Here is a 20,355-nt window from a genome sequence, read left to right on the forward strand (position 1 = left end):
CGCCGCCCCCTCTTCAGCCTGTTACGGTATGCGACCGCTGCGCGGCAATACAGCGCTCGACCATCAGCCGGTCGGCCGCAAGGATCTCGGCGATGAGCGCACCACGCTCCTTGGCGCTGACGAATTCGAGGCGCCGCAGGCCGAGCGGGTCGATGCGGTTTCGCAGGATGTCGAGCATCTCGTTCGAGGGTAGCGCAACTTCGCGGCAATCGGCATCGAATGTCAGGGCAAAGCCGGTGGCATCCTGGACCTGCCGGCGGGTCACGCCCGGCATGGTCTCGACGACGACCAATTGCCGGCTCTCCGGGTCGAGACGAAAGACGCAAAGGTCGGTGAACACCAGCGCCGCGCCGGTCCGATAGCCCATCGGCTCGCGTTCGGCCTCAGTCAGCAGGCCGCGCGCCGAGCTGGCAATCTCGACCGTCTCGACCAGCGACTGCACGGAATGGCGGGGGACGTAGAGCAGATAATCGCGGTGCATGTTGGCGACATCGGCCATGCCGCCTTGCCCGGGCAGCCGGATGAGGCTGCCGTCGCGCTTGCGCAGCGCAATGGTGTTGACGCGCCCGCCTCGATCGACCTGCGCGGCACCGACGATCTCATGCGTCACCGCGCCGGCCTGGTAGTAGGTCGAATAGGTGTCATCGCCGCCGGCATGGGCCACCGCCGTCTCGCAATCGAGGCTTTCGATCAGCGACAGGATCATCGGGCTCGGCGCTATGTCGAGATGGCCGCAACTCATGGTGGCGATGATCATGTCCGGCGCGTGCGTCGCTTTGGCCAGCCGGTAGGCGACATTGGCCAGCGGCGACACCGCGCCGGCACTGGCAAAGCTCTCATTGTCGAGCTCGGCGGCGATGCGGGCGGCGATGATCTCGTCGATGGACGGCTCCTTTTCGCCGTGCACGAGCCCGGGCATTGCGAGGACTGTTTCAGCGCGGACTTTTGCAGCGTCTTGAACCCGCTCCGGCACGCCTTCCGAAGGCATACTCAGGCTGTCCGACAAAGGTATTTCCTTGGCCGCGAACGCCCTCGCCAACGCTTGATAATCCGTCACATAGAATGGCAGGCAGGAGCCGGGATAGGCGCCGCCTGGCGCCAGCGCGATGGCCGACACCTGGTTGCGGGTCAAAATGCTCTGCCGGCCGTCATGCCGCAGCGCTCCGACCGGGACGATCTCCTCAACCGTGACCAGCACCTGGCGCGCCGCGCTGGCCATGGCGAAATCCAGCGCTCGTGGTCCGATGATCTGGACATTGCCGCTCTCGTCGGCACGCTGGGCATGGACGACGAACGTATCGAGCCGCAAGGCCGGGATGATCCCGGTCGTGATTCCCGCGATCGGATCGGGCGCGGCGATCGCGCCGGGCACGCGCGCCAGCATGTCCGAACTCTCCGGAAGCTGAAACGGCATCGACGGCAGGTTCTGCTGCGCCGCCCGCAACGCCTGGATCATGGCCAGCGCCGTCCAGTCGCGGACCGGCACGGCATTGGTCTCGGCAGCCGCGCGGAAGCGCGGCGGCAAGCCAAAAATATCGAGGCTGGAAAAGCAGATATCGACCTCCGCCACGGCATTCGCTTCGAGAAGCAGTTCGAGTGGCAGGCCGCCGGCCCAGCAGACATAGCGAAGGTGCTTGACGCCCGAGCGGGCGATGGCCCGCAACAAGGCGATCGGCAGCCGGGCAAAATGATGGCCACCGACACCGAAGACGTCGCCGCCGCCGACCATCCCGGCCAGGCCCTCGACATCGGTGAAGCGCGGCCGGTTTTGCTTGACCAGGGACGTCATTTCGCAGCCTTGGCCCTTGCCGCACTCTTTTCAGCAAATTCCTTGACGCGCCGCTGGCCGATCTCGCTGCGGTACAGGCCACCCAGGACATCGCGTTCCATGGCAAGGCCGCCGGCCAGATCGCCCGACACGGCATGCGCTGTCAGCGCTTTCAGCCCCTCGATCGCTGCGGCCGGTTCGGCGGCGATCATCTCGGCGAGTTCCAGCGCCCGCGGCATCAGCCTTTCGGCATCGACGATCTCGTTGACCAGCCCGGCGCCGACGAACTCGGAAGCCGGCACTATGGCGCCGGTCATCAGCAGCAGATTGGCGCGGTTGCGGCCGAGCTTTTGGACGCTGCGCTGCGTGCCGCCGCCGCCGGGGATCAGCCCGAGCTTGATCTCGGGCAGGCCGAGCTTCGCGAACTGGTTGGCGATGACGATGTCGCAGCACAGCACCAGCTCCATGCCGCCGCCGAGCGCAAAGCCGTTGACCGCCGCGATGACTGGCTGGCGGTTCTGCTCGACCGCCGCATACATGCGCGTGCCGGCGGCCTGGAAGGCGTCGAACTCGATAGCTGTCTGGGCGGCGTATTCCTTGATGTCGGCGCCGGCCATAAAGCCGCGCCCCTCGCCGGTTACCACGATCGCGCCGACCCCGTCATCCTTCGACAACACCTCGAAAACCTCGGTGATCTCGCTTTGCATCAGCCGGTTCATGGCGTTGAGCTGATCGGCGCGCCGGAAGGTGACGACTGCGACGCGCCCTGATATTTCCAAGGTGAGTGTCTGGTAAACGCTCATCGTCAGGCAGCATCCACGGTCATGTCGCCGGACGCCTCAAGTGCTGCAATCTCGCCGCTGGAGAGGCCGAACTCGGCCAGTATCTCGCGGCCATGCTGGCCGACCAGCGGCGCCGGCCGCTCTATGGTAGCCGGCGTCTCGCTCATCTTGACCGCCGGCGCGACCACCCTGACCTTGCCGCCGCGCGGATGCTCGTAGCTGGTGATCATGCCCATGTGCCTGACCTGCGGATCCTCGGCTGCGCGCCTTATGTCCTTCACCTCGGCACACCAGATGTCGGCTGCGAGCAGCCGCGCCAGCAGGTCCTGCGTGGCAAACTTCCTGGTTTCGGCGTTGACCTTGTCGAACACCTCGTCGCGCTTGTCGAACAGCGTCTTCAGATCATCGTAGACAGCAAGCTGCGGCGCCTCCAGCACTTCATACAGCGTCTTGAACGGGCTCATGGCGATCGACACATAGCCGCCGTCCTTCGCTTCGTAGATACCGAACGGCGCCTGCATGCCGGGGTGGCCGATGCCGGAATTCGGGCGCACGAAATCCTCGCCGAGATTGAGCACGGCGACATATTCCTGGTTGAGATGCGCCAGCATGCCGGCGAGCAGATTGACCTCGATCTTCTGGCCCTTGCCGGTCTTCTCGCGATAGTAGAGCGCCGACAGGATGCCGTAGACCATGTTCATGGCGCCGATCTGGTCGGCCAGGCCGGCGCCGGCCGGAACAGGCGCCTGGTCGCCGCGGCCGGTGTTGGAAATCAGCCCGGACAGTCCCTGGATCAGCATGTCCTGGCCGGGGCGCTCGACATAGGGGCCTTCCTCGCCATAGCCGGAGCCCGAGCAATAGATAATGGCGGGATTGACCGCCCTGAAATCCTCGTAGCCATAGCCGAGCCTGGCGAGCACGCCGGGCCGGAAATTCTGCACCACCACATCCGCCTTCTTGACCATGTCCATGATGATGGCATGCACCTTGCGGCTTTTCAGATTGAGCGCGATGGAGCGCTTGTTGCGGTTCCAGGCGAGGAAGTTCGGGCTTTCGGAGCCGCCGACCCATTTGGCGAAGAAGGTCATGCCGCGGAACATGTCGCCGGCTCCGGCACGCTCGATCTTGATGATGTCGGCGCCCATGTCGCCGAGCAGCTGCGTGGCGAACGGCCCTTGCAGCAGATGGCTGAAATCGAGGATGCGGACGCCTTCGAGGGCCTTGTTCATTTTTGTCTCGTTTGTCGTCAAAGCAGGTCGGGTACGTAGCGGGGTGCCGCGGTGAGGCCGCCGTCGACGCGCAGGTCGGTGCCGGTGGTGAAGCCGGCGGCGTCGGAAGCGAGATAGACGGCGGCTTCGGCCACCTCGGACGGTTTGCCGATGCGGCCGAGCGGATGCATCTTGACCCAGGCCTTGGCGAGATTGCCGCCGATCTCCTTGACCAGCTTGTCGTTCATCGGCGTGTTGATGGTGCCGGGCGAGATCGAGTTGACGCGGATGTTGAGCGGGCCGAACTCGACCGCCATCTGGCGCGTCATCGCCATCACCGCGCCCTTGGCGCCGGCATAGGCGGTCCACCCATCGAGCCCGATATGCCCTTGTGCCGAGGCCATGTTGATGATCGAGCCGGATTTCTGCGCGATCATGTGCGGCAGCGCATATTTGCAGCCGCGGAACACGCTGGTGAGGTTGACCGCGATCAGCCGGTGCCACTGCTCGTCGGTCATTTCGTGAACCGGCATGCCGCCGATGGCGATGGCGGCATTGTTGACCAGAATATCGAGATGGCCGGTCTTGCCGACGGCTGCGTCGATCAGGGCGGCGATATCGGCCTCCTCCGCCACGTCGCAATGGACGTAGTCGGCGCGGTGGCCGGCGGCGCGCAGTTCCGCGGCGAATTTTTCACCCTTCTCGTCGGCGATGTCGCCGAGGAAGACGTGCGCGCCTTCCCTTGCCATCGCCTCGCTGATCGCATGGCCGATGCCGTCGGCGGCGCCGGTGACGATTGCGGTTTTCCCTTTGAGACGATCCATATCAGCCTCCAATGGCGCGCCGGCGCTTTGCTTCGTCGAAGGCGACGGCGGCAATGATGATCATGCCGGTGATGACCAGTTGCCACTCGGTCGGCAGGCCGAGACCGCGCAGCCCGTTGGACAGGAACTGCAGGATCAGCACGCCGAGCGCCATGCCGGTCAGGCTGCCTATGCCGCCGGCAAGGCTCACCCCGCCGAGCACGGTGGCGGCGACGACCTGGAACTCGAAATTCAGCCCGGCCGTATGCTGTGCCGAGCCGACACGGGCGGCCAGGATGATGCCGGCAACCGTCGCCAGCAGCGCGCTGATGATGAAGCAGGTGAATTTGACGCGGCGCACGTCGTAGCCTGCCAGCCGTGCCACTTCCGGATTGCCGCCGACGGCATAGATCTGCCGTCCGAACGGCCGGTGCTGCATCATGTAGGCGAAGACGGCGAGCAGGACGATTGCGATAACCGCCGAATAGGGAATGACATTGAACAGGCGGCCGTCCGACAGCGCGATGAAGCTGTCGAGCGCGGCATCGTCTGGAATGGCGCGCTGGCCGGTATAGAGATAAACGCCGCCGCGCATGATGAACATCGTGCCCAGGGTCACGATCAGCGAGTTGATGCCGGCATAGGCAGTCAGATAGCCGTTCACAACGCCGATGATCAGCCCGAACAGCAATGCGCCGCTGATGCCGAGCACAAGCGAATTCGTGTCGTTCATGATGATGATCAGCGGCAGCGCGATGGTCGCCAGCAGCGAGCCGATCGAGATGTCGACCTCGCCGGACATGAAGACGATGGCGCAGCCGATGCCGGCGGTGAGCGCCAGCGAAGCCTGACCGAGCACATTGGTGATGTTGCGCACCGAGAAGAAGTTCTCGGCGGTGAAGGAAAAGAACGCGATCACCAGGATGAGGCAGAGGAGCAATGCCAATTCCTGCCGCGCGAAGAGCCGCGCCAGCATGGACGGCCCAGCTTTCATGGTGTCGGTGCTTGCCAGGCTCATCGCTTGGTCCCTTTGCAAAGCGTCGGCCGAATGACAGGGAATGCTGTCGCGAAGCATCATCTATCCGATCGCCGCATTGAGGATGTTCTCCTGCGTGGCCTTGTCGCGAGGCATGATCGCGGTGAGGCGGCCTTCGCATATCACCGCGATGCGGTCGGCAAGCCCCAGCAGCTCGGGCATTTCGGACGTCATCATGACGACCGCCAGGCCTTCGCCGGCGAGCCGGTCGATGAGCGCGAAAATCTCCGACTTGGCGCCGACGTCGATGCCGCGGGTCGGCTCGTCGACGACGATCACCTTGAGACCTCGCATCAGCCAGCGCGAGATCAGCACCTTCTGCTGATTGCCGCCGGACAGGTTCTTGACCTGCTGGAACAGGCTGGTCGTCCTGATGCGAAAACGGTCAACATAGTCCTGCACCGCCTTGCGTTCGCTGGCCTTGTCGACGAAGCCCATTCTGGCGAAGGCACCGAGCGAGGCGAGGCTGGCATTCTGGTAGACCGGCAGCTCGCCCATCAGCCCTTCGCTCTTGCGATCCTCGGTGAGCAGCCCGATGCCGAGCCGGACGCCCGTATGGGTGTCGTGCGGCAGCAGCCGCCTGCCATCGACCGAAATGGCGCCGGAAGTGACCGGGTCGCAGCCGACGATGGCCTTGGCGAGCTCGGTCCGGCCGGCCCCCATCAGGCCGAAGAAGCCGAGAACCTCGCCGGCATGCGCCTCGAACGACACGTCCTTCAGCTTCTTGGCGGTGCTGAGCCCTTCAACGGAGAGTGCGATTTTGCTGCCCGGCGCACCGCGCTTGCGCGGGAACAGGTTTTCGATCCGCCGGCCGATCATGTCCTGGATCAGCGTGTCGTTGGTGTGTTCGCCGATCGGCCTGGTCGAGACGTGGCGGCCGTCGCGCAGGACGGTCACCGTGTCGGCGATCTCGAAGACCTCGTCGAGCTTGTGGCTGACATAGAGCACGGCGATGCCGAGCGCGGCGAGCCGGCGAATGACGGTGAACAGCAGCGAGACCTCGTTCGGCGTCAGCGAGGAGGTCGGCTCGTCCATCACCACGACGCGGGCCTCATGGGCGAGTGCGCGGGCGATCTCGACCATCTGCTGCTGGCTGACCGGCAGCGATCCCGTGCGCGCCGCCGGGTCGACATTGAAGCCGATGCGCTTGAACAAAGCGGCCGCATCGGCACGGATCTTCTTCCAGTCGATCGAGCCGCCTTTGCCGGTCGGATAGCCTTCGAGGAAGATGTTTTCGGCGACGCTGAATTCGGCGATCAGCGCGATCTCCTGGAACACCACCTTGATGCCTTCCTTCAGGCTATCGCGCGGCGACTTGATGTCGGCCTCGCGGCCGCGCAGGCGGATGGTGCCGGCATCCTTGCCGTAGACCCCTGCCATGATCTTGATCAGGGTCGACTTGCCGGCGCCGTTCTCGCCCATCAAAGCGTGGATTTTGCCGGGTTCCAGGGTCAGATCGACATTGTCCAGCGCCACGACGCCGGGAAAGCGCTTGCCGATGCCGCGCATCTCCAGCGCCGGCACGCTTTTGTCGACAGCCACAGTTTCGGTGGGGTGAAGGAAATCAACCGACATTGGCTCTGTTCCGCACGATGTCGAGATAGGTCGCCAGGATGATGACGATTCCAGGCACCACCATCTGCAGGTCCTGGTTCCAGCCGAGGATGATGATGCCATTGTCGATGACCTTCAGCACCAGCACTCCAAGCAACGTGCCGAGCAGCGAGCCGCGGCCGCCAAGCAGGCTGGTGCCGCCGAGGATGACCGCGGCAATCACGGTCAGCTCGAAGCCGCGGCCGGCGGTCGGCTGGCCGGCATTCATCAGCGACGACAGGATCATGCCGGCGATGCCGACGCAAAGGCCGGTGACGACGAAGGCGAACAGCTTCAGGCGTTGCGAGCGCACGCCGGAGAGGCGAACCGCCCGCTCGTTGGCGCCGACCGCGTAGAGATAGCGGCCGAGCGTGGTGAAGCGCAGCGTTGCCGCGGCCAGCGCGAAAATCAGCGCGGCAATGACCACGGGCAGCGGAATCGCGCCGATATAGCCGGCGCCGAGATCGGTGAAGCCTGCAAGCCGGTGGTGGTTCTGCACCGCCTCGCGCGTGAACAGGTAGACGCCGCCCTGCAGCATCATCATGGTGCCGATGGTGGCGATCAGCGAGTTCACCTTGAGCCTGGTGACAACGAGCCCGTTGAACAGGCCGACCGCACCGGAAAAGGCGAGCGCCGCCAACAGGCCGAGCGTCAGGCTGTGCGTTGAATTGAGCACGGCCATGCCGATGCAGCCGACAAAAGCCAGCGATGCACCGACCGACAGGTCGACTTCCGCGGTGATGATCAGCATCGTCATGCCGGAGGCAACGATCAGCACCAGCGCGCATTGGCGCAGGATGGCGATGATATTGGCCTCGGAATAGAATTGCGGCGCCGCAATCGAAATGGCGATGCAGAGCACAGCCAGGATCACGCCGAGCACCAGCTGACTGCTGCCCAGCAGCTGGCCGCCGATGAAACGCCTTGGCGCGGAGGATTGCGTAAGCTCGCTCATGTCCATTTCATTTCCGGGCCCGTATCGGTGCCGTCGCCGCTCGGAAACCTGCCGGGTCAAAACAGGACGGTTGACCTGTTTTGCCGTTGGCATCCGATCCGATGCCCTTCCCGCCGTGCCGGAAGGGCTAACCGGAATCCTTACTTCTTCAGGTCAGCCGAGGTTTTCATGCATTTTTCCGGTGGCTGAAGCGCATTGACGGCATCCCATTTGATTTTGCGGGTGGTGCCATCGTAGTCGTAGAACTTCTTCCAGTCGTCGCCGTTCATCGGCGCGGTCGGGCTGACGATGTGTTCCGGCACCTCTTCGCCGTTGAAGAGCTTAACCGCTGCATCGATGGCGGTGTAGCCTTCCTTTTCCGGGAACATCGCGGCTTCGATGCGGTAGGACGGCTCGTTCTGCATTGCATTGATGAAGGCGAGGCCTTCGCCGCCGGTGCCGACCGTCAACAGGCTGTCCTGCGACTTGCCGGCCGCTTTCCAGGCCTGAAGGCCGCCGAGCGACGAGGAATCGTTGATGCCGTAGATGATGTTGATGTCGGCGTTCTTGGCAAGTGCCGCCGAAGAGACCTCGAGCGCGCGGTCGGGATTGCCGCCGCCGTCGAGGTCGTGGACCATGACCGCGTCGGGGATGATGGTCTTCAGGCCGTCCATGAAACCCTGCGACCGCAGCACCGTGGCGGACAGCAGCGGCAGGCCGACATTCATCACCTTGGCTTTGCCTTCGAGCTTCTCCTTGGCGTATTTGCCGGCTTCGACGCCGGCGGTGTAGCCGGTGTCGTAGTCGCAGATCGCGACCATGGTGGTCATGCCCTTGACCGGATTGCCTTCGAGCACGACCGGAACGTTGTTGGATTTCGCCTGGCGCAGCAGCGGCACGACGCCCTCCTCGTTGACGGGCGTGACAATCAGGACGTCGACGCCTTTGGCCATGAAATCTTCGGCGGCGGAAACCTCCTTAGCGATGTCGAGATTGGCGTCCTGCACCTCGAGCTCGATGCCGAGTTCCTTGGCGCGGGCCTGCATGCCCTTGATGACGTTCTGATACCACTCGTGCGTGGCGTAATTGGTGACGTAGCCGATGCGCTTAGGCATGTTTTCGGCGTGTGCCGCGGCGGCGCTCAGAGCCAGCGCGGCCGCCGAGGCAAACAGCATCGATTTGGACCAGTTCATGTTTCTTCTCCCTGTATTTCTTGTCAGTTGCTGAACGGATAGTCCCGCCGTTCCGGGTCGGCACGTGAAGAGGCGGCAGCTTCGCCCGCGCCCAGCGCCGCCGATATCGTCTCGGCCGCCGCCTTGGTTCGTTCGAAGACGGTCTTGCGATCGAAGCGCGCGGCCTTCTGCGGCAGGAACGGGACGGTGAGCGCGGCGATGACGGCGCCGGTATGGTCGCGCACCGGCATCGAGATGTTGGTGCAGCCCTCGACAGCCAGCGAGGCGCGCATTTCATAGCCGAGCCTTGCGACTTCGTTCAGGCGCGCTTCGATTTCCGCCCGGCTGCCTTGGCCTTCGCCTGCAGCGACGATCCGCTCGACGATGCGGTCGCGCTCGGCGCCGCTCGAATGCGCCAGCAGCACCGCGCCGGAGCTCGTTTCGAGGATCGGGAAATGCGAGCCGAGGGCAACCGAATATCGCATCGGCAAAGGCGAATCGATCTGCAGCACGACCAGTGCGCTCTCGCCTTCGCGCACGACCAGATGGCAGCTCTGGTCGGCATTGGCGGCAAGGCCGCGCATCACCGGCAGCGCGCATTCGACCAGGCGGTTTACCGGCGGATGCATATGCGCCAGTTCGAACAGCTTCAGCGACAGGCGAAAGCGGTCCGATTGCGTCCGGAAAATGTAGCCGCGCTTCTCCAGCAGCAGCAGGATGCGGTAGATCTCGTGAATGGAGCGCCCCATTCCGGTGGCGATCTCGGTCTGGGTCAGCGGCTCGCCACTGGCAGCCATGAATTCCAGGATGTCGAGCGCCTTCTCCACCGCAGGCACGCGGTAGCCGTTGCGGCCGCTTTCGCCTTCGTCGACGATCTGGGCAATATCGGCGGCCATTACGCGACGCTCCGTTGCGGCTGGCCATGCCTGGTCTCGCGATAGAGCCGGTTCAGCCGATCTGCCAGCTCGGCCGCCGGCAATTCGCCGGCGATGGCCGCCGCAGCATGAGGGGCGCATTGGCGGAAGAAGCTGATGAAACCCGGATGGGTCGGGCGCAGATAGGAGGCTTCGATCGTCGCCAGCGTCGAGGCGAAGAAGCCGCCTGAGAGACCGTTGACTTCGGCATCTTGCCACGCCGCCAGCGATCCCGGCTGTCCGCCGGATTTCACGTAGTCGCCGCGCTGATAGCCGGGCGAGCACAGAAACAGCGCGTAATCGATGGCTGCCTGCTTGTGTTTCGATTGGGCGCTGACGCCGATGCCGGCGCCACCGAGCAAGGCGCCGGCGGATCGCGGCGTCGGCACGTCGGCGAAGCGCAGATACGGCCTGTCTGCCTTGGAGGCATAGTTCACATAGCCGAAGGCGAACGGCACGTAGACCACGTCGTCATGTGCGATCATATGATCGTAGCAGCGGATCGGGTTCCATTTCGGCGAGTTCGGATGTGACAGCGCCGCAAGCTGGCGCAATTGCCCGACGGCCTGCTCGATTTTTTCCCTGGCGATGAACTCGTCGCCGTCTTCCCGGGGCTCACCGAGCGTCAAAAGCAAGCACATGGCGTCAGTCGGCACCAACGGCAGCCCAAGCCATTTGCCGTCCTTCAAGGCGCGCCGGCCGAGCTCCAGCACCTCGTCATGGCTGCGCGGCAGCGGTCCGTAGCGCTCCACGAGATCGGGGCGATACGAGGCAACCTGACAGGCAGCATCGATCGGCAACGCCCATTGGCGCCCGTCCCTTGCGTAGGATTGCCAGGATGCGCCAACTGAATCCTGTTCGAAGCCGCGGCGCTGCTCAGCCGACAAATCGAACGGCACCATCAGCCCGCCTTCGGCAATATCGCCGATGAACGGATGGTCGAACACGACGAGATCATAGGCGTCGAGCACCGGACCAAGCGCGCCCTCGCCGAACTCGTAAAGGCTGCGGCGGTCCCATTCGATCTCAAGACCGGGATTGGCGGCACAATACGGCCCGATGCTGGCGTCGAGCGGACCCCAGCAGCGTCGGTGATCCCACGCGAGACCGCGCAGTCTTGTCATGCCGAAATTCCTCCTGAACCGGCCATGCGTCGGCCCAGCCGATTAGTAGCAACTATTTTCACCTGGACAAGTAATTTTTACATACGCAACGCCGGCCTCGGCTTCCGCTAGGCAGGAGAGCCGCCCATGCGGCCCTGATGCGCATCGCGTGGCCGCCGGACTGCAACCAAAGGCTGCGTTGGATCTGGCTTTTTGGAACCTTCGCGACGAACATACGTTCGGTTGGCGCAACCATTCAGAGCAGCGTCGTTGGGCAGCGTCACTGGATTCAGCGACGAGTCGCAGGGAGCGGACTAAATGGACCAACTGTGGGCGCGGCCATGAACCGGTTCACCGCCTTGGCATTCGCCACGTTTCTGGCGATAACTTCGATCTGGGTACTGTTTCTGGTTTCTTAAGATTTGGCTCTGGTTTGCTAGGATTTGCCTCTGGTTTCTTAGGGTTTGGAGGGTTCTCGACAGGTCGACCGCTTAACGATGACGTCCGCCGCATGTGGTTCTGCCGGCCGGAGCCGCCTGCGTGAAGAAACTGTCGCCAGGAGCATACCGGCGCGCGCATTCGGGGTTGGCAGCCACGCTGCCTGCAACGTTCCAATCGGTTTTCGGGAAACGGCGAGATCTCATGTTGCTAAGGGCGATCGTTCGAAATTGTGCCGTCATCCGTCCTGGCCGCGTCGGCGCGACGATGCTACTTGCCGGGCTGCTTGCCGGCTGCCAGGGCGGCGTGCTCGACCCGCAAGGGCCAGTCGGCGCGGCGCAGCGCACGATCCTGCTCAATTCGGTCGCCATCATGCTGGCCATCGTCGTCCCGACGATCGTGGCGACGCTCGGTTTTGCCTGGTGGTTCCGGGAGACCAACACAAGGGCGCGGTATCTGCCGGAATGGGCCTATTCCGGACGCATCGAACTGGTGGTCTGGTCGATCCCAATCCTCGTCATCCTGTTTCTGAGCGGCATCATCTGGATCGGGTCGCATGACCTCGATCCAATGAAGCCGCTGGATTCCCAGCAAAAGCCGCTTGAGGTGCAGGTCGTCTCGCTCGACTGGAAATGGCTGTTCATCTACCCCGAGCAGAATATCGCGAGCATCAACCAGCTTGTGGTGCCGGCGGGCAGGCCGGTGCATTTCTCGCTCACCTCGGCAAGCGTCATGAATGCGTTCTTCGTGCCTCAGCTCGGTGGCATGATCTACACGATGAACGGCATGACAACGCAGCTTCACCTGCAGGCGGATCAGCCGGGCGAATTCTATGGGCGGTCGGCCCATTTCAGCGGCGACGGTTTTCCAGGCATGCAATTCGTGCTGCATGCCGTCGCGGCGGACGCCTTCGATGCATTCGTCAATTCGGCGCGAAACCAGGGACAGGCACTCGACAAGGCCAGCTACCAGGAACTGGCCAGACAGAGCCTGGACGTGCCGCCTTCGACCTATCGCTCGGTCGAGCCGGACCTTTTCCATGAAATCGCGACGCAGGGCGTTCCGCCCGCGCCCGGCCCCCAGGCCGGTCGCCCCGAGCCGAGCGTATTGCCCAAGACAGGAGGCTGACAATGCTCGGAAAATTGAGCTGGGACGTCATTCCGTTCGATCAGCCTCTGCCGATGATCGCCTCGGCGGTCGTCGCCCTGGCAATCCTCGGCGTGCTGGCCTGGGTCTTCCTGGCCGGCCATTTCCCCTATCTGTGGCGCGAATGGATCACCAGCGTCGATCACAAGCGGATTGGCGTGATGTACACGCTGCTGGCGTTGCTGATGCTGCTGCGCGGCTTCAGCGACGCCATCATGATGCGGTCCCAGCAGGCCCTCGCCTTCCAGGCGCCCGGCTATCTGCCGCCCGACCACTTCAACCAGGTCTTTTCCGCCCACGGCACCATCATGATCTTTTTCGGGGCGATGCCGTTCGTCATCGGCCTGATGAACCTGATCGTGCCGCTGCAGCTCGGCGTCCGCGACGTTGCCTTTCCAACGCTCAACTCGGTGAGTTTCTGGCTCACCGCCACCGGTGCGCTGCTGGTCAACATCTCGCTGGTGATCGGCGAATTCGCGCGTACCGGATGGCTGCCCTATCCGCCGCTCAGCGAGACCGCCTACTCGCCGGGCGTCGGCGTCGATTATTATCTGTGGGCAGTGCAGATAGCGGGCGTCGGAACGCTGCTCACCGGCATCAATTTCGTCACCACGATCCTGAAGATGCGGGCGCCCGGCATGAGTTACCTCAGGATGTCGATGTTCTGCTGGACCTCACTCGCCGCCAGCCTGCTCATCGTCGCCGCGTTCCCGGTCCTCACCGCGACGCTCGCGATGCTGACGCTCGACCGCTATTTCGGCTTTCATTTCTTCACCAATGAAGCCGGCGGCAACATGCTGATGTTCGTGAACCTGATCTGGGCCTGGGGCCATCCCGAGGTCTACATCCTCGTCCTGCCGGCGTTCGGCATCTTCTCGGAGGTCATCTCCACCTTCTCCAGCAAGCCGCTGTTCGGCTACCGCTCGATGGTGGCCGCGACGCTCTTCATCTGCATCGTCTCCTTCATGGTGTGGCTGCACCACTTCTTCACCATGGGAGCCGGCGCCGACGTCAACGCCGCGTTCGGCATCGCCACCAGCATTATCGCTGTCGGTACCGGCGTGAAGATCTACAACTGGATGTTCACCATGTATGGCGGCCGCATCCGCTTCGCGACGCCAATGCTGTGGTCGCTGGGCTTCATGGTGACGTTCGTCATCGGCGGCATGACGGGCGTGTTGCTGGCCGTGCCACCGGCCGATTTCCTGCTCCACAACAGCCTGTTCCTGGTGGCGCATTTCCATAACGTCATCATCGGCGGTGTGCTGTTCGGCGCCTTCGCGGGATATACCTACTGGTTTCCCAAGGCATTCGGCTTCCGGCTGCACGAGGGCTGGGGCAAGCTGGCCTTCTGGCTGACGCTGATCGGGTTCTACGCCACCTTCGTGCCGCTCTACGCTGTCGGCCTGCTTGGCATGACCCGCCGCATGCAGCATTTCGACGTGCCGGCCTGGTATCCCTGGGTGCTGGTTGCCGGCGCCGGCATGTTAATCACCACCGCCGGCGTGGTCGCGCAGATCATACAACTCGTCGTCAGCATCCGGCAGCGTGCGGCGCTTCGAGATGCCACCGGGGATCCCTGGGACGGGCGCTCGCTGGAATGGGCCACGCCCTCGCCGCCGCCGGTCTTCAACTTCGCCGCGCTTCCGCATGTCGAGGGCGAAGAGCCCTACTGGAACATCAAGCAGCGGGCACGCGAGCAAAACCGGCTGCGCGACGAGCCTGAATACGAGCCGATCGAGATGCCGCGCAACAGTCCCACCGGGTTCATCTGCGCCTTCTTTGCGACCGTGATGGGCTTCGCCCTCATCTGGCACATCTGGTGGATGGTGGCGCTCGGCGTGCTCGGCGCTTTCGCCACCTTCGTCGTATTCGCGTGGCGCGACATCCCCGAATACGTCATTCCTGCCGCCGAAGTGGCCCGGATCGACCGCGCCAACCGAAGTGCCCGCCGCGAGGCGCTGGCCACTCATACGGGGCCAAGGCCATGACCGCGATCGACGTTCGAGAGCGTGACCCCTACCGCCTCGGCCATCGCAGCCACGGCCATGCACCCGGCCACGGCGGCAGCGGCCCGGCACCGATCCGGATCGTCGTGGGCTACGGCTTCTGGATCTTCCTTCTGAGCGACATCGTGATGTTCTCGGCCTTCTTCGCGGCCTACGCCGTGCTGGCGGGCAAGACGGCGGGCGGACCAAGCGGAGCCGAGCTGTTCGACCTGCGCAACGTCGCGATCGAGACGGCCGCTTTGCTTTTGTCGAGCTTTACCTGCGGTCTCGCCAGCCTCGCCGTGACAGCGCGGCGAAGCTCCTGGTTCTATGTCGCGATGGCTGTCACCTTCGTGCTCGGCGCCACCTTCATCCTGCTCGAGTTGCGCGAGTTCGCGCATATGGTTGCCAGCGGTGCCGGACCGACACGCAGCGCTTTCCTGTCGGCGTTCTTCACGCTGGTGGGATGCCACGGCCTTCACGTCACGGCGGGGCTGCTGTGGCTGCTCACGATGATGGCGCAGATCTTCGCCAAGGGATTCCGCGACGATATTCTTCGGCGTTTCATGTGCTTCAGCCTGTTCTGGCACGCCCTCGACATCATCTGGGTCGCCCTGTTCACGGTGGTCTATCTCCTGGGAGCAAGTCGATGAGCAATGCGGACGATCGCCACGCGCAACGGCGCGACATCGATGGCCTGGAGCGCTACGACATCGATACGGCGCCGGGTGACGAATACCTCGGCGACACCGAAGTCGGATCCGGGTTACGCGGTTATGTGATCGGCCTTGGGCTGGCAACGCTGTTGACCATCGCCTCGTTCTGGTTGCCCGGAACGAACCTGATATGGGCACCCGGCATTCCTGTGGCGCTGGTCGTGCTTGCGATCGCCCAGATGGGCGTGCATCTCGTCTTCTTCCTGCACATCACGACGGGACCGGACAACACGAACAACTCCCTGGCGCTTGCCTTCGGCGTGCTGATCGTAGTCCTGGTGATCGGCGGCTCGATCTGGATCATGGCCAATCTCGACCACAATTTGATGCCGATGAACGCGAACATGCACGTGAACCGCTAGGGATTATACCGGCCGTTGGCCGCAGTTCATGCGACAGCGAGCTCGGTCTCAAGCCCGTTCGAATGTGCCGACGACCTCGGCCTCTCCCAGGGCGCGCGGCGCGGCCTCCTTGAGCACATCCATCTCCCTGTCTGAGGCTCCCGCATAAAAACCATGAGCCGCGCCGCAACTCGGCCAAACCGGATAGCGCGCCGTTGCCCGGAACATTCGCCGAGGAAGCGGGTTTTTCGGTTCGGATGCATCGCCGCGGAATAACGGCAATGGGCTCGGCAATGGACGAAGGGTGCGACATGACCGGGCTAAGCGGTAAGCAACCAGGCGGGGCGAAAGGTGTTGTGGTCGTATTCTCCGCGCCGGGCGGCGAGACCATCTACGCGCACGAATGGAAAACCGTCGTTGCCGTCGCGCGCACGATTGCAGCGTTGAAGGGATTTTCCTTCCGCCAGGGCCTTCGTGATGGCGGCGGTGACAGCGGCGGGCTGTATTTCGTGCCGGACGACAGCCTGCTTGCTGCCGATGCGGCCCAACTGGGCATCAACGGGCCCGACGACCTCTTCGGCGGCGTGGTGCCCTGGCGCCTCGCAACCACCAAGGCCATAACCCACGAGCTGGTGGACGGGTCGGCGGCACGGCCAAAAGAATGGCCCGCCGGCTTCGGCAGCGCCGTCGCCGCGGCCGTACTGCCCGGCTACACTGCATTTTCACGCCATGACGCGCTGCGCGCAGCGCAACGTCTGCTGGAGCTCGGGCTGGTCCGGTTCAAGCCACCGCGCGCTTCGCGGGGCCGCGACCAGCACACCGCCGCGACGGTCGGCGATGTCGAAAGGCTGCTGGACCAATATCCATCTTCTGACCTAAGCGAATACGGCCTTGTTCTCGAAACGCAGCTTCGCGACATCGCTACGCTGAGCGTTGGCAGAACCACGATCGACGAAATGTCGATCAGCTATTACGGCACCCAGCGGACGACGACCGACAACGACGGACAGCCCGTTTACGGCGGATCCGATCTGGTTGTCGTGCGCGGCGGATGGGAGGCGCTGGATGAGCTGCGGCTATCTCCGGCGCTGGGTTTGGCCGTGGCGCAGGCGAGAACCTATGACGCAGCGATGGACGGTTATCCCGGATTCTTCGCCTCGCGACGCAACTACGACATCGGCCAAGGTGTCGATTCCTTGGGCATCTGGCGATCGGGTGTGCTGGAAGCCAGCTGGCGGATCGGTGGCAGCAGCAGCGCCGAGCTGGCAGCAATGGACGCCATGAAGCGCGACCCCGACATGCAGATCATGCATGTCTCCGCCGTCAAGCAGTTCGGCAGCACTGCGCCGCTGCCGCTGAACGCAGAAATCCATTTCCACGGGGAGGACCCCGAGGAGGGTCAAATCACACGTTACACCGTCGTCACCCAGGCGATCCGAGGACCGGTCGGGAAGCCAGCCGATCGTCATTTTAGGTCGAAGTGAAACACGCCTTTGGCAGGGAACATCCGCCAATGGCGTTCCACACTTTTTCTGGAATTGCTCTAAGCGCGGCGGCAATTGAAGGTTTCGTGGCTTCGGATTTCGTTGCCGCTACAGGTCACGGGCGAAGATCACAGCCGCGCCTTGGTGGTGCGCGGCGTTGCCAGGAGCAGGCTTGTTTCGCTGCCGGTAATTCCGGGGATCAGGCGGATACGTCTCAGCACCGCGTCGAACTCGCTCAGGGTCTGGGTTCCGAGTTCTATCACCAGGTCCCAGCGGCCATTGGTGGTGTGGATGGTCGAGACCTCGGAGAAGCCGCCCAGCGCCCGGATGACGCGATCGGCGGCGTGGCCTTCGATCTCGATCATCATGATGCCACGCACGCGCTGATCGACTGCGTCGGCGCGCAGAATGACCGTGTAGCCGACGATGACGCCGTCCCTTTCAAGTCGCTCGATCCGGGACCTTACCGTTGCCCGGGAGACACCCAGGCTGATGGCAAGATCGGAAATGCTGCGCCGGGCGTCGTGCCGCAAGGAGGTGATGATCTGCTCGTCGAGCTGGTCCATGATTGCTCACAACGGAAGTAGATGATTCCACAATGGTAAGGCACTTCGACAAATTTGCCAATTTGACATGTTCATTCTGCCAGCGATGCCGGCTTCAATAAAGGCATCGTAATTCGGTGGGATATGAGCATGCATTGCACGATCGTTGGGGCGCCGATCCAGGCGGGTTCGGGCCGCATGGGCTGCGAGATGGGGCCGAGCGCGCTGCGCACGGCCGGTCTGGCCAGCGCACTGACCGAACTCGGCCATACACTGACCGACCTCGGAACGATTATCCCTGCCGACATGTACCCTGTCGTACACGGCAACGCGGCGGTGAAGGCGCTGCCGGAAATTGCCGCCTGGACGGCGGCGATCAGCGAAACGGCCTATGCGGCAAGCGCCGATGCGATGCCGATCTTTCTCGGCGGCGACCACAGCATGTCGGCCGGCACGCTCGCCGGCATTGCCCGCCGGGCGGCGAATGCCGGCCGGCCGCTCTTCGTGCTGTGGCTCGACGCCCACCCCGATTTTCATACGCTCGACACGACCACCAGCGGCAATTTGCATGGTGTGCCTCTGGCCTATGCCAGCGGGCAGCCCGGCTTCGAGGGCTATTTCCCCCGCCTTGCAGCGCAGGTGGATCCGGCTCGCATATGCGCGCTGGGGATCCGCAGCGTGGACCTGGCGGAACGGGAAGCGTTGCGCAGAGCCGGCGTGACAGTCCATGACATGCGTTCGATCGACGAGCACGGCATTGCGCAACTGCTTCGCGCCTTTCTCGAACGGGTGAGCGCCGCCAACGGCATGCTGCACGTCAGCCTCGACGTCGATTTTCTCGACCCGTCGATCGCCCCGGCGGTCGGCACCACCGTTCCCGGCGGCGCCACCTTCCGCGAGGCGCATCTGGCGATGGAAATGCTGCATGACAGCGGCCTCGTCACCAGTCTGGACCTGGTCGAGCTCAACCCTTTTCTCGACGAACGCGGCCGCACTGCCACGCTTTTGGTCGACCTGACCGCGAGCCTGATGGGCCGGCGGATCATGGATCGCCCGACGAGGGGGTTCTGAGCCATGACCGTCAATTTGAACATAGTGCCGTTCGTCAGCGTCGACCGCATGATGAAGCTGGTGCTTGCCATCGGCATCGAGCGCTTCCTGGTCGAGCTTGCCGCCTATATCGAAGAGGATTTCAGGCGCTGGGAGCTGTTCGACAAGACGCCGCGCGTCGCCTCGCACAGCGTTGACGGCGTCATCGAGCTGATGCCGACCAGCGACGGGCAGCTCTACGGGTTCAAATACGTCAACGGGCATCCGAAGAATACGCGTGACGGTCGCCAGACCGTGACCGCTTTCGGCGTGCTTGCCGATGTCGGCAACGGCTATCCGATGCTGCTTTCGGAAATGACCATCCTGACCGCGCTCAGAACCGCCGCAAGCTCGGCCGTCGCGGCGAAATACCTCGCTCCCGAGGCCGCCAGGTGCATGGCGATCATCGGCAATGGCGCGCAATCGGAATTCCAGGCGATTGCGTTCAAGGCGCTGCTTGGCGTCGACAGGCTGCGGCTCTACGATATCGACCCGGCGGCCTCGGCGAAATGCATGAAGAACCTTGCCGGCAAGGGTTTCGACATCAAGCTCTGCGCGTCGGCGCAGGAAGCCGTTGAAGGTGCAGAGATCATCACCACGGTTACCGCCGACAAACGGTCGGCAACAATCCTGACCGACAACATGGTTGGATCCGGCGTGCACATCAACGCGGTGGGCGGCGACTGCCCGGGCAAGACCGAGCTGCATCGCGACATACTGCTGCGCTCGGACATTTTCGTCGAATATCCGCCGCAGACGCGCATCGAAGGCGAGAGCCAGCAGCTCGATGCGGATCATCCGATCACCGAATTGTGGCAGGTGATGACAGGAAAGGCAGCAGGCCGGACAGATGCCCGACAGATCACATTGTTTGACTCCGTCGGCTTTGCGATCGAGGATTTTTCCGCGCTGCGCTACGTCCGCGATCAGCTTCAGCGGACCGGCCTTTACGAGGAACTAGACCTTCTGGCCGATCCCGATGAGCCGCACGACCTGTTTGGCATGCTGCTGCGCGCCGAAAAAGCGACCGGGCTGGCGGTTGCCGGCAGCTGAGCTGCGATCCCGTCGGTCAGTCCTTCTTTTCCTGATACAGGCGCTCGGTCGCACGCTCGCTTTCCCTGCGCTCTGCCGGGCCGCGACGGCGCTGCGTGAGCAGGGCGTAGGCGATCAGAATTGCCAGAAGCAGTGGACCGCCTGCAACAACGAGCAACCATAAACTATTCCCAGACATCGACCGTCTCCTTTCCCTCACAACCGGGAAGGACCCGAACCGTTCCTCCGTCTTGTTGGATGTC

19 protein-coding genes are annotated in these 20,355 nt (G+C 63.6%); 7 read left to right on the forward strand and 12 right to left on the reverse strand.

The window, feature by feature from the left end; translation table 11 throughout:
* Positions 1–13 precede the first annotated feature (13 nt).
* The 10 genes from RQ479_RS20720 to RQ479_RS20765 all read right to left on the reverse strand — a co-directional run bounded on the left by RQ479_RS20720 (position 14) and on the right by RQ479_RS20765 (position 11,334).
* The gene (locus tag RQ479_RS20720; RefSeq protein ID WP_376702434.1) at positions 14–1,789 is read right to left on the reverse strand and encodes a CoA-transferase; all 1,776 of its coding nucleotides are present in this window, start codon (positions 1,787–1,789) and stop codon (positions 14–16) included.
* Positions 1,786–2,571: an enoyl-CoA hydratase/isomerase family protein gene (locus RQ479_RS20725; protein WP_376702435.1), complete on the reverse strand. Its 786-nt coding sequence runs from the start codon at positions 2,569–2,571 to the stop codon at positions 1,786–1,788. The genes RQ479_RS20720 and RQ479_RS20725 overlap by 4 nt, the downstream gene beginning before the upstream one ends.
* Before the next feature lie 2 nt (positions 2,572–2,573).
* A complete protein-coding gene (locus tag RQ479_RS20730; protein WP_376702436.1) occupies positions 2,574–3,779 on the reverse strand; it encodes a CaiB/BaiF CoA transferase family protein in 1,206 nt (401 codons plus the stop codon).
* A gap of 17 nt (positions 3,780–3,796) precedes the next feature.
* A complete protein-coding gene (locus tag RQ479_RS20735) occupies positions 3,797–4,582 on the reverse strand; it encodes an SDR family NAD(P)-dependent oxidoreductase (protein WP_353043155.1) in 786 nt (261 codons plus the stop codon).
* Between the two features lies 1 nt (position 4,583).
* Positions 4,584–5,579 carry an ABC transporter permease gene (locus tag RQ479_RS20740; protein WP_376702437.1) on the reverse strand — a complete coding sequence of 332 codons (996 nt, stop codon included), beginning with the start codon at positions 5,577–5,579 and terminating at the stop codon, positions 4,584–4,586.
* Positions 5,580–5,639: 60 nt separating this feature from the next.
* Positions 5,640–7,172, reverse strand: a complete 1,533-nt coding sequence (locus tag RQ479_RS20745; RefSeq protein WP_376702438.1) for a sugar ABC transporter ATP-binding protein — start codon at positions 7,170–7,172, stop codon at positions 5,640–5,642.
* Positions 7,162–8,145 (reverse strand): ABC transporter permease, encoded by a 984-nt coding sequence (locus tag RQ479_RS20750; RefSeq protein WP_376702439.1) that lies wholly within the window; start codon positions 8,143–8,145, stop codon positions 7,162–7,164. Before RQ479_RS20750 ends, RQ479_RS20745 begins: the two co-directional genes overlap by 11 nt.
* Positions 8,146–8,285: 140 nt before the next feature.
* Positions 8,286–9,317, reverse strand: a complete 1,032-nt coding sequence (locus RQ479_RS20755; protein WP_376702440.1) for a sugar ABC transporter substrate-binding protein — start codon at positions 9,315–9,317, stop codon at positions 8,286–8,288.
* Between the two features lie 23 nt (positions 9,318–9,340).
* Positions 9,341–10,192 (reverse strand): IclR family transcriptional regulator, encoded by an 852-nt coding sequence (locus RQ479_RS20760; RefSeq protein ID WP_376702441.1) that lies wholly within the window; start codon positions 10,190–10,192, stop codon positions 9,341–9,343.
* Entirely contained in the window at positions 10,192–11,334 is a 1,143-nt protein-coding gene (locus RQ479_RS20765) for an ABC transporter substrate-binding protein (RefSeq protein WP_376702442.1), read from the reverse strand. The genes RQ479_RS20760 and RQ479_RS20765 overlap by 1 nt, the downstream gene beginning before the upstream one ends.
* Before the next feature lie 684 nt (positions 11,335–12,018).
* Between RQ479_RS20765 and cyoA the strand changes: the two genes are divergently transcribed.
* The 5 genes from cyoA (at position 12,019) to RQ479_RS20790 (ending at position 17,426) form a co-directional block, all read left to right on the forward strand.
* Entirely contained in the window at positions 12,019–12,879 is an 861-nt protein-coding gene (gene cyoA / locus RQ479_RS20770; RefSeq protein WP_376705985.1) for a ubiquinol oxidase subunit II, read from the forward strand.
* A gap of 2 nt (positions 12,880–12,881) precedes the next feature.
* On the forward strand, positions 12,882–14,888 hold the full coding sequence (gene cyoB, locus RQ479_RS20775; RefSeq protein ID WP_376702443.1) for a cytochrome o ubiquinol oxidase subunit I: 2,007 nt from the start codon (positions 12,882–12,884) through the stop codon (positions 14,886–14,888).
* Positions 14,885–15,538, forward strand: coding sequence for a cytochrome o ubiquinol oxidase subunit III (gene cyoC / locus RQ479_RS20780; RefSeq protein WP_352468249.1), 654 nt, complete (start codon positions 14,885–14,887; stop codon positions 15,536–15,538). The genes cyoB and cyoC overlap by 4 nt, the downstream gene beginning before the upstream one ends.
* Positions 15,535–15,963: a cytochrome o ubiquinol oxidase subunit IV gene (gene cyoD / locus RQ479_RS20785; RefSeq protein ID WP_376702444.1), complete on the forward strand. Its 429-nt coding sequence runs from the start codon at positions 15,535–15,537 to the stop codon at positions 15,961–15,963. Before cyoC ends, cyoD begins: the two co-directional genes overlap by 4 nt.
* 260 nt (positions 15,964–16,223) lie before the next feature.
* Positions 16,224–17,426: a DUF3182 family protein gene (locus RQ479_RS20790; RefSeq protein WP_376702445.1), complete on the forward strand. Its 1,203-nt coding sequence runs from the start codon at positions 16,224–16,226 to the stop codon at positions 17,424–17,426.
* A gap of 128 nt (positions 17,427–17,554) precedes the next feature.
* On the opposite strand, the gene RQ479_RS20795 is transcribed toward RQ479_RS20790, so the two are convergent.
* Entirely contained in the window at positions 17,555–17,992 is a 438-nt protein-coding gene (locus RQ479_RS20795; RefSeq protein ID WP_292655471.1) for an Lrp/AsnC family transcriptional regulator, read from the reverse strand.
* Positions 17,993–18,121: 129 nt separating this feature from the next.
* Between RQ479_RS20795 and rocF the strand changes: the two genes are divergently transcribed.
* Together rocF and RQ479_RS20805 are read left to right on the forward strand one after the other, a co-directional pair.
* Entirely contained in the window at positions 18,122–19,042 is a 921-nt protein-coding gene (gene rocF / locus RQ479_RS20800) for an arginase (RefSeq protein WP_352468245.1), read from the forward strand.
* A gap of 3 nt (positions 19,043–19,045) precedes the next feature.
* Positions 19,046–20,113 carry an ornithine cyclodeaminase gene (locus tag RQ479_RS20805; protein WP_376702446.1) on the forward strand — a complete coding sequence of 356 codons (1,068 nt, stop codon included), beginning with the start codon at positions 19,046–19,048 and terminating at the stop codon, positions 20,111–20,113.
* A 16-nt stretch (positions 20,114–20,129) separates the two neighbouring features.
* Here RQ479_RS20805 and RQ479_RS20810 read toward each other — a convergent pair whose 3' ends face one another.
* Positions 20,130–20,291, reverse strand: coding sequence for a hypothetical protein (locus RQ479_RS20810; RefSeq protein WP_292655465.1), 162 nt, complete (start codon positions 20,289–20,291; stop codon positions 20,130–20,132).
* Between the last annotated feature and the right edge of the window lie 64 nt (positions 20,292–20,355).

Source organism: Mesorhizobium sp. ISC25, assembly GCF_042295465.1.
In the GTDB taxonomy this organism is placed as follows: domain Bacteria; phylum Pseudomonadota; class Alphaproteobacteria; order Rhizobiales; family Rhizobiaceae; genus Mesorhizobium.

Coding starts and splice junctions, on each gene's coding strand:
- rocF (WP_352468245.1), top strand. CDS start 18,122: ATGCATTGCACGATCGTTGGGGCGCCGATCCAGGCGGGTTCGGGCCGC.
- RQ479_RS20720 (WP_376702434.1), bottom strand. CDS start 1,789: ATGACGTCCCTGGTCAAGCAAAACCGGCCGCGCTTCACCGATGTCGAG.
- RQ479_RS20795 (WP_292655471.1), bottom strand. CDS start 17,992: ATGGACCAGCTCGACGAGCAGATCATCACCTCCTTGCGGCACGACGCC.
- RQ479_RS20750 (WP_376702439.1), bottom strand. CDS start 8,145: ATGAGCGAGCTTACGCAATCCTCCGCGCCAAGGCGTTTCATCGGCGGC.
- RQ479_RS20740 (WP_376702437.1), bottom strand. CDS start 5,579: ATGAGCCTGGCAAGCACCGACACCATGAAAGCTGGGCCGTCCATGCTG.
- RQ479_RS20810 (WP_292655465.1), bottom strand. CDS start 20,291: ATGTCTGGGAATAGTTTATGGTTGCTCGTTGTTGCAGGCGGTCCACTG.
- RQ479_RS20735 (WP_353043155.1), bottom strand. CDS start 4,582: ATGGATCGTCTCAAAGGGAAAACCGCAATCGTCACCGGCGCCGCCGAC.
- RQ479_RS20805 (WP_376702446.1), top strand. CDS start 19,046: ATGACCGTCAATTTGAACATAGTGCCGTTCGTCAGCGTCGACCGCATG.
- RQ479_RS20745 (WP_376702438.1), bottom strand. CDS start 7,172: ATGTCGGTTGATTTCCTTCACCCCACCGAAACTGTGGCTGTCGACAAA.
- cyoB (WP_376702443.1), top strand. CDS start 12,882: ATGCTCGGAAAATTGAGCTGGGACGTCATTCCGTTCGATCAGCCTCTG.
- cyoA (WP_376705985.1), top strand. CDS start 12,019: ATGCTACTTGCCGGGCTGCTTGCCGGCTGCCAGGGCGGCGTGCTCGAC.
- RQ479_RS20760 (WP_376702441.1), bottom strand. CDS start 10,192: ATGGCCGCCGATATTGCCCAGATCGTCGACGAAGGCGAAAGCGGCCGC.
- RQ479_RS20790 (WP_376702445.1), top strand. CDS start 16,224: ATGGGCTCGGCAATGGACGAAGGGTGCGACATGACCGGGCTAAGCGGT.
- cyoC (WP_352468249.1), top strand. CDS start 14,885: ATGACCGCGATCGACGTTCGAGAGCGTGACCCCTACCGCCTCGGCCAT.
- RQ479_RS20730 (WP_376702436.1), bottom strand. CDS start 3,779: ATGAACAAGGCCCTCGAAGGCGTCCGCATCCTCGATTTCAGCCATCTG.
- RQ479_RS20725 (WP_376702435.1), bottom strand. CDS start 2,571: ATGAGCGTTTACCAGACACTCACCTTGGAAATATCAGGGCGCGTCGCA.
- RQ479_RS20765 (WP_376702442.1), bottom strand. CDS start 11,334: ATGACAAGACTGCGCGGTCTCGCGTGGGATCACCGACGCTGCTGGGGT.
- RQ479_RS20755 (WP_376702440.1), bottom strand. CDS start 9,317: ATGAACTGGTCCAAATCGATGCTGTTTGCCTCGGCGGCCGCGCTGGCT.
- cyoD (WP_376702444.1), top strand. CDS start 15,535: ATGAGCAATGCGGACGATCGCCACGCGCAACGGCGCGACATCGATGGC.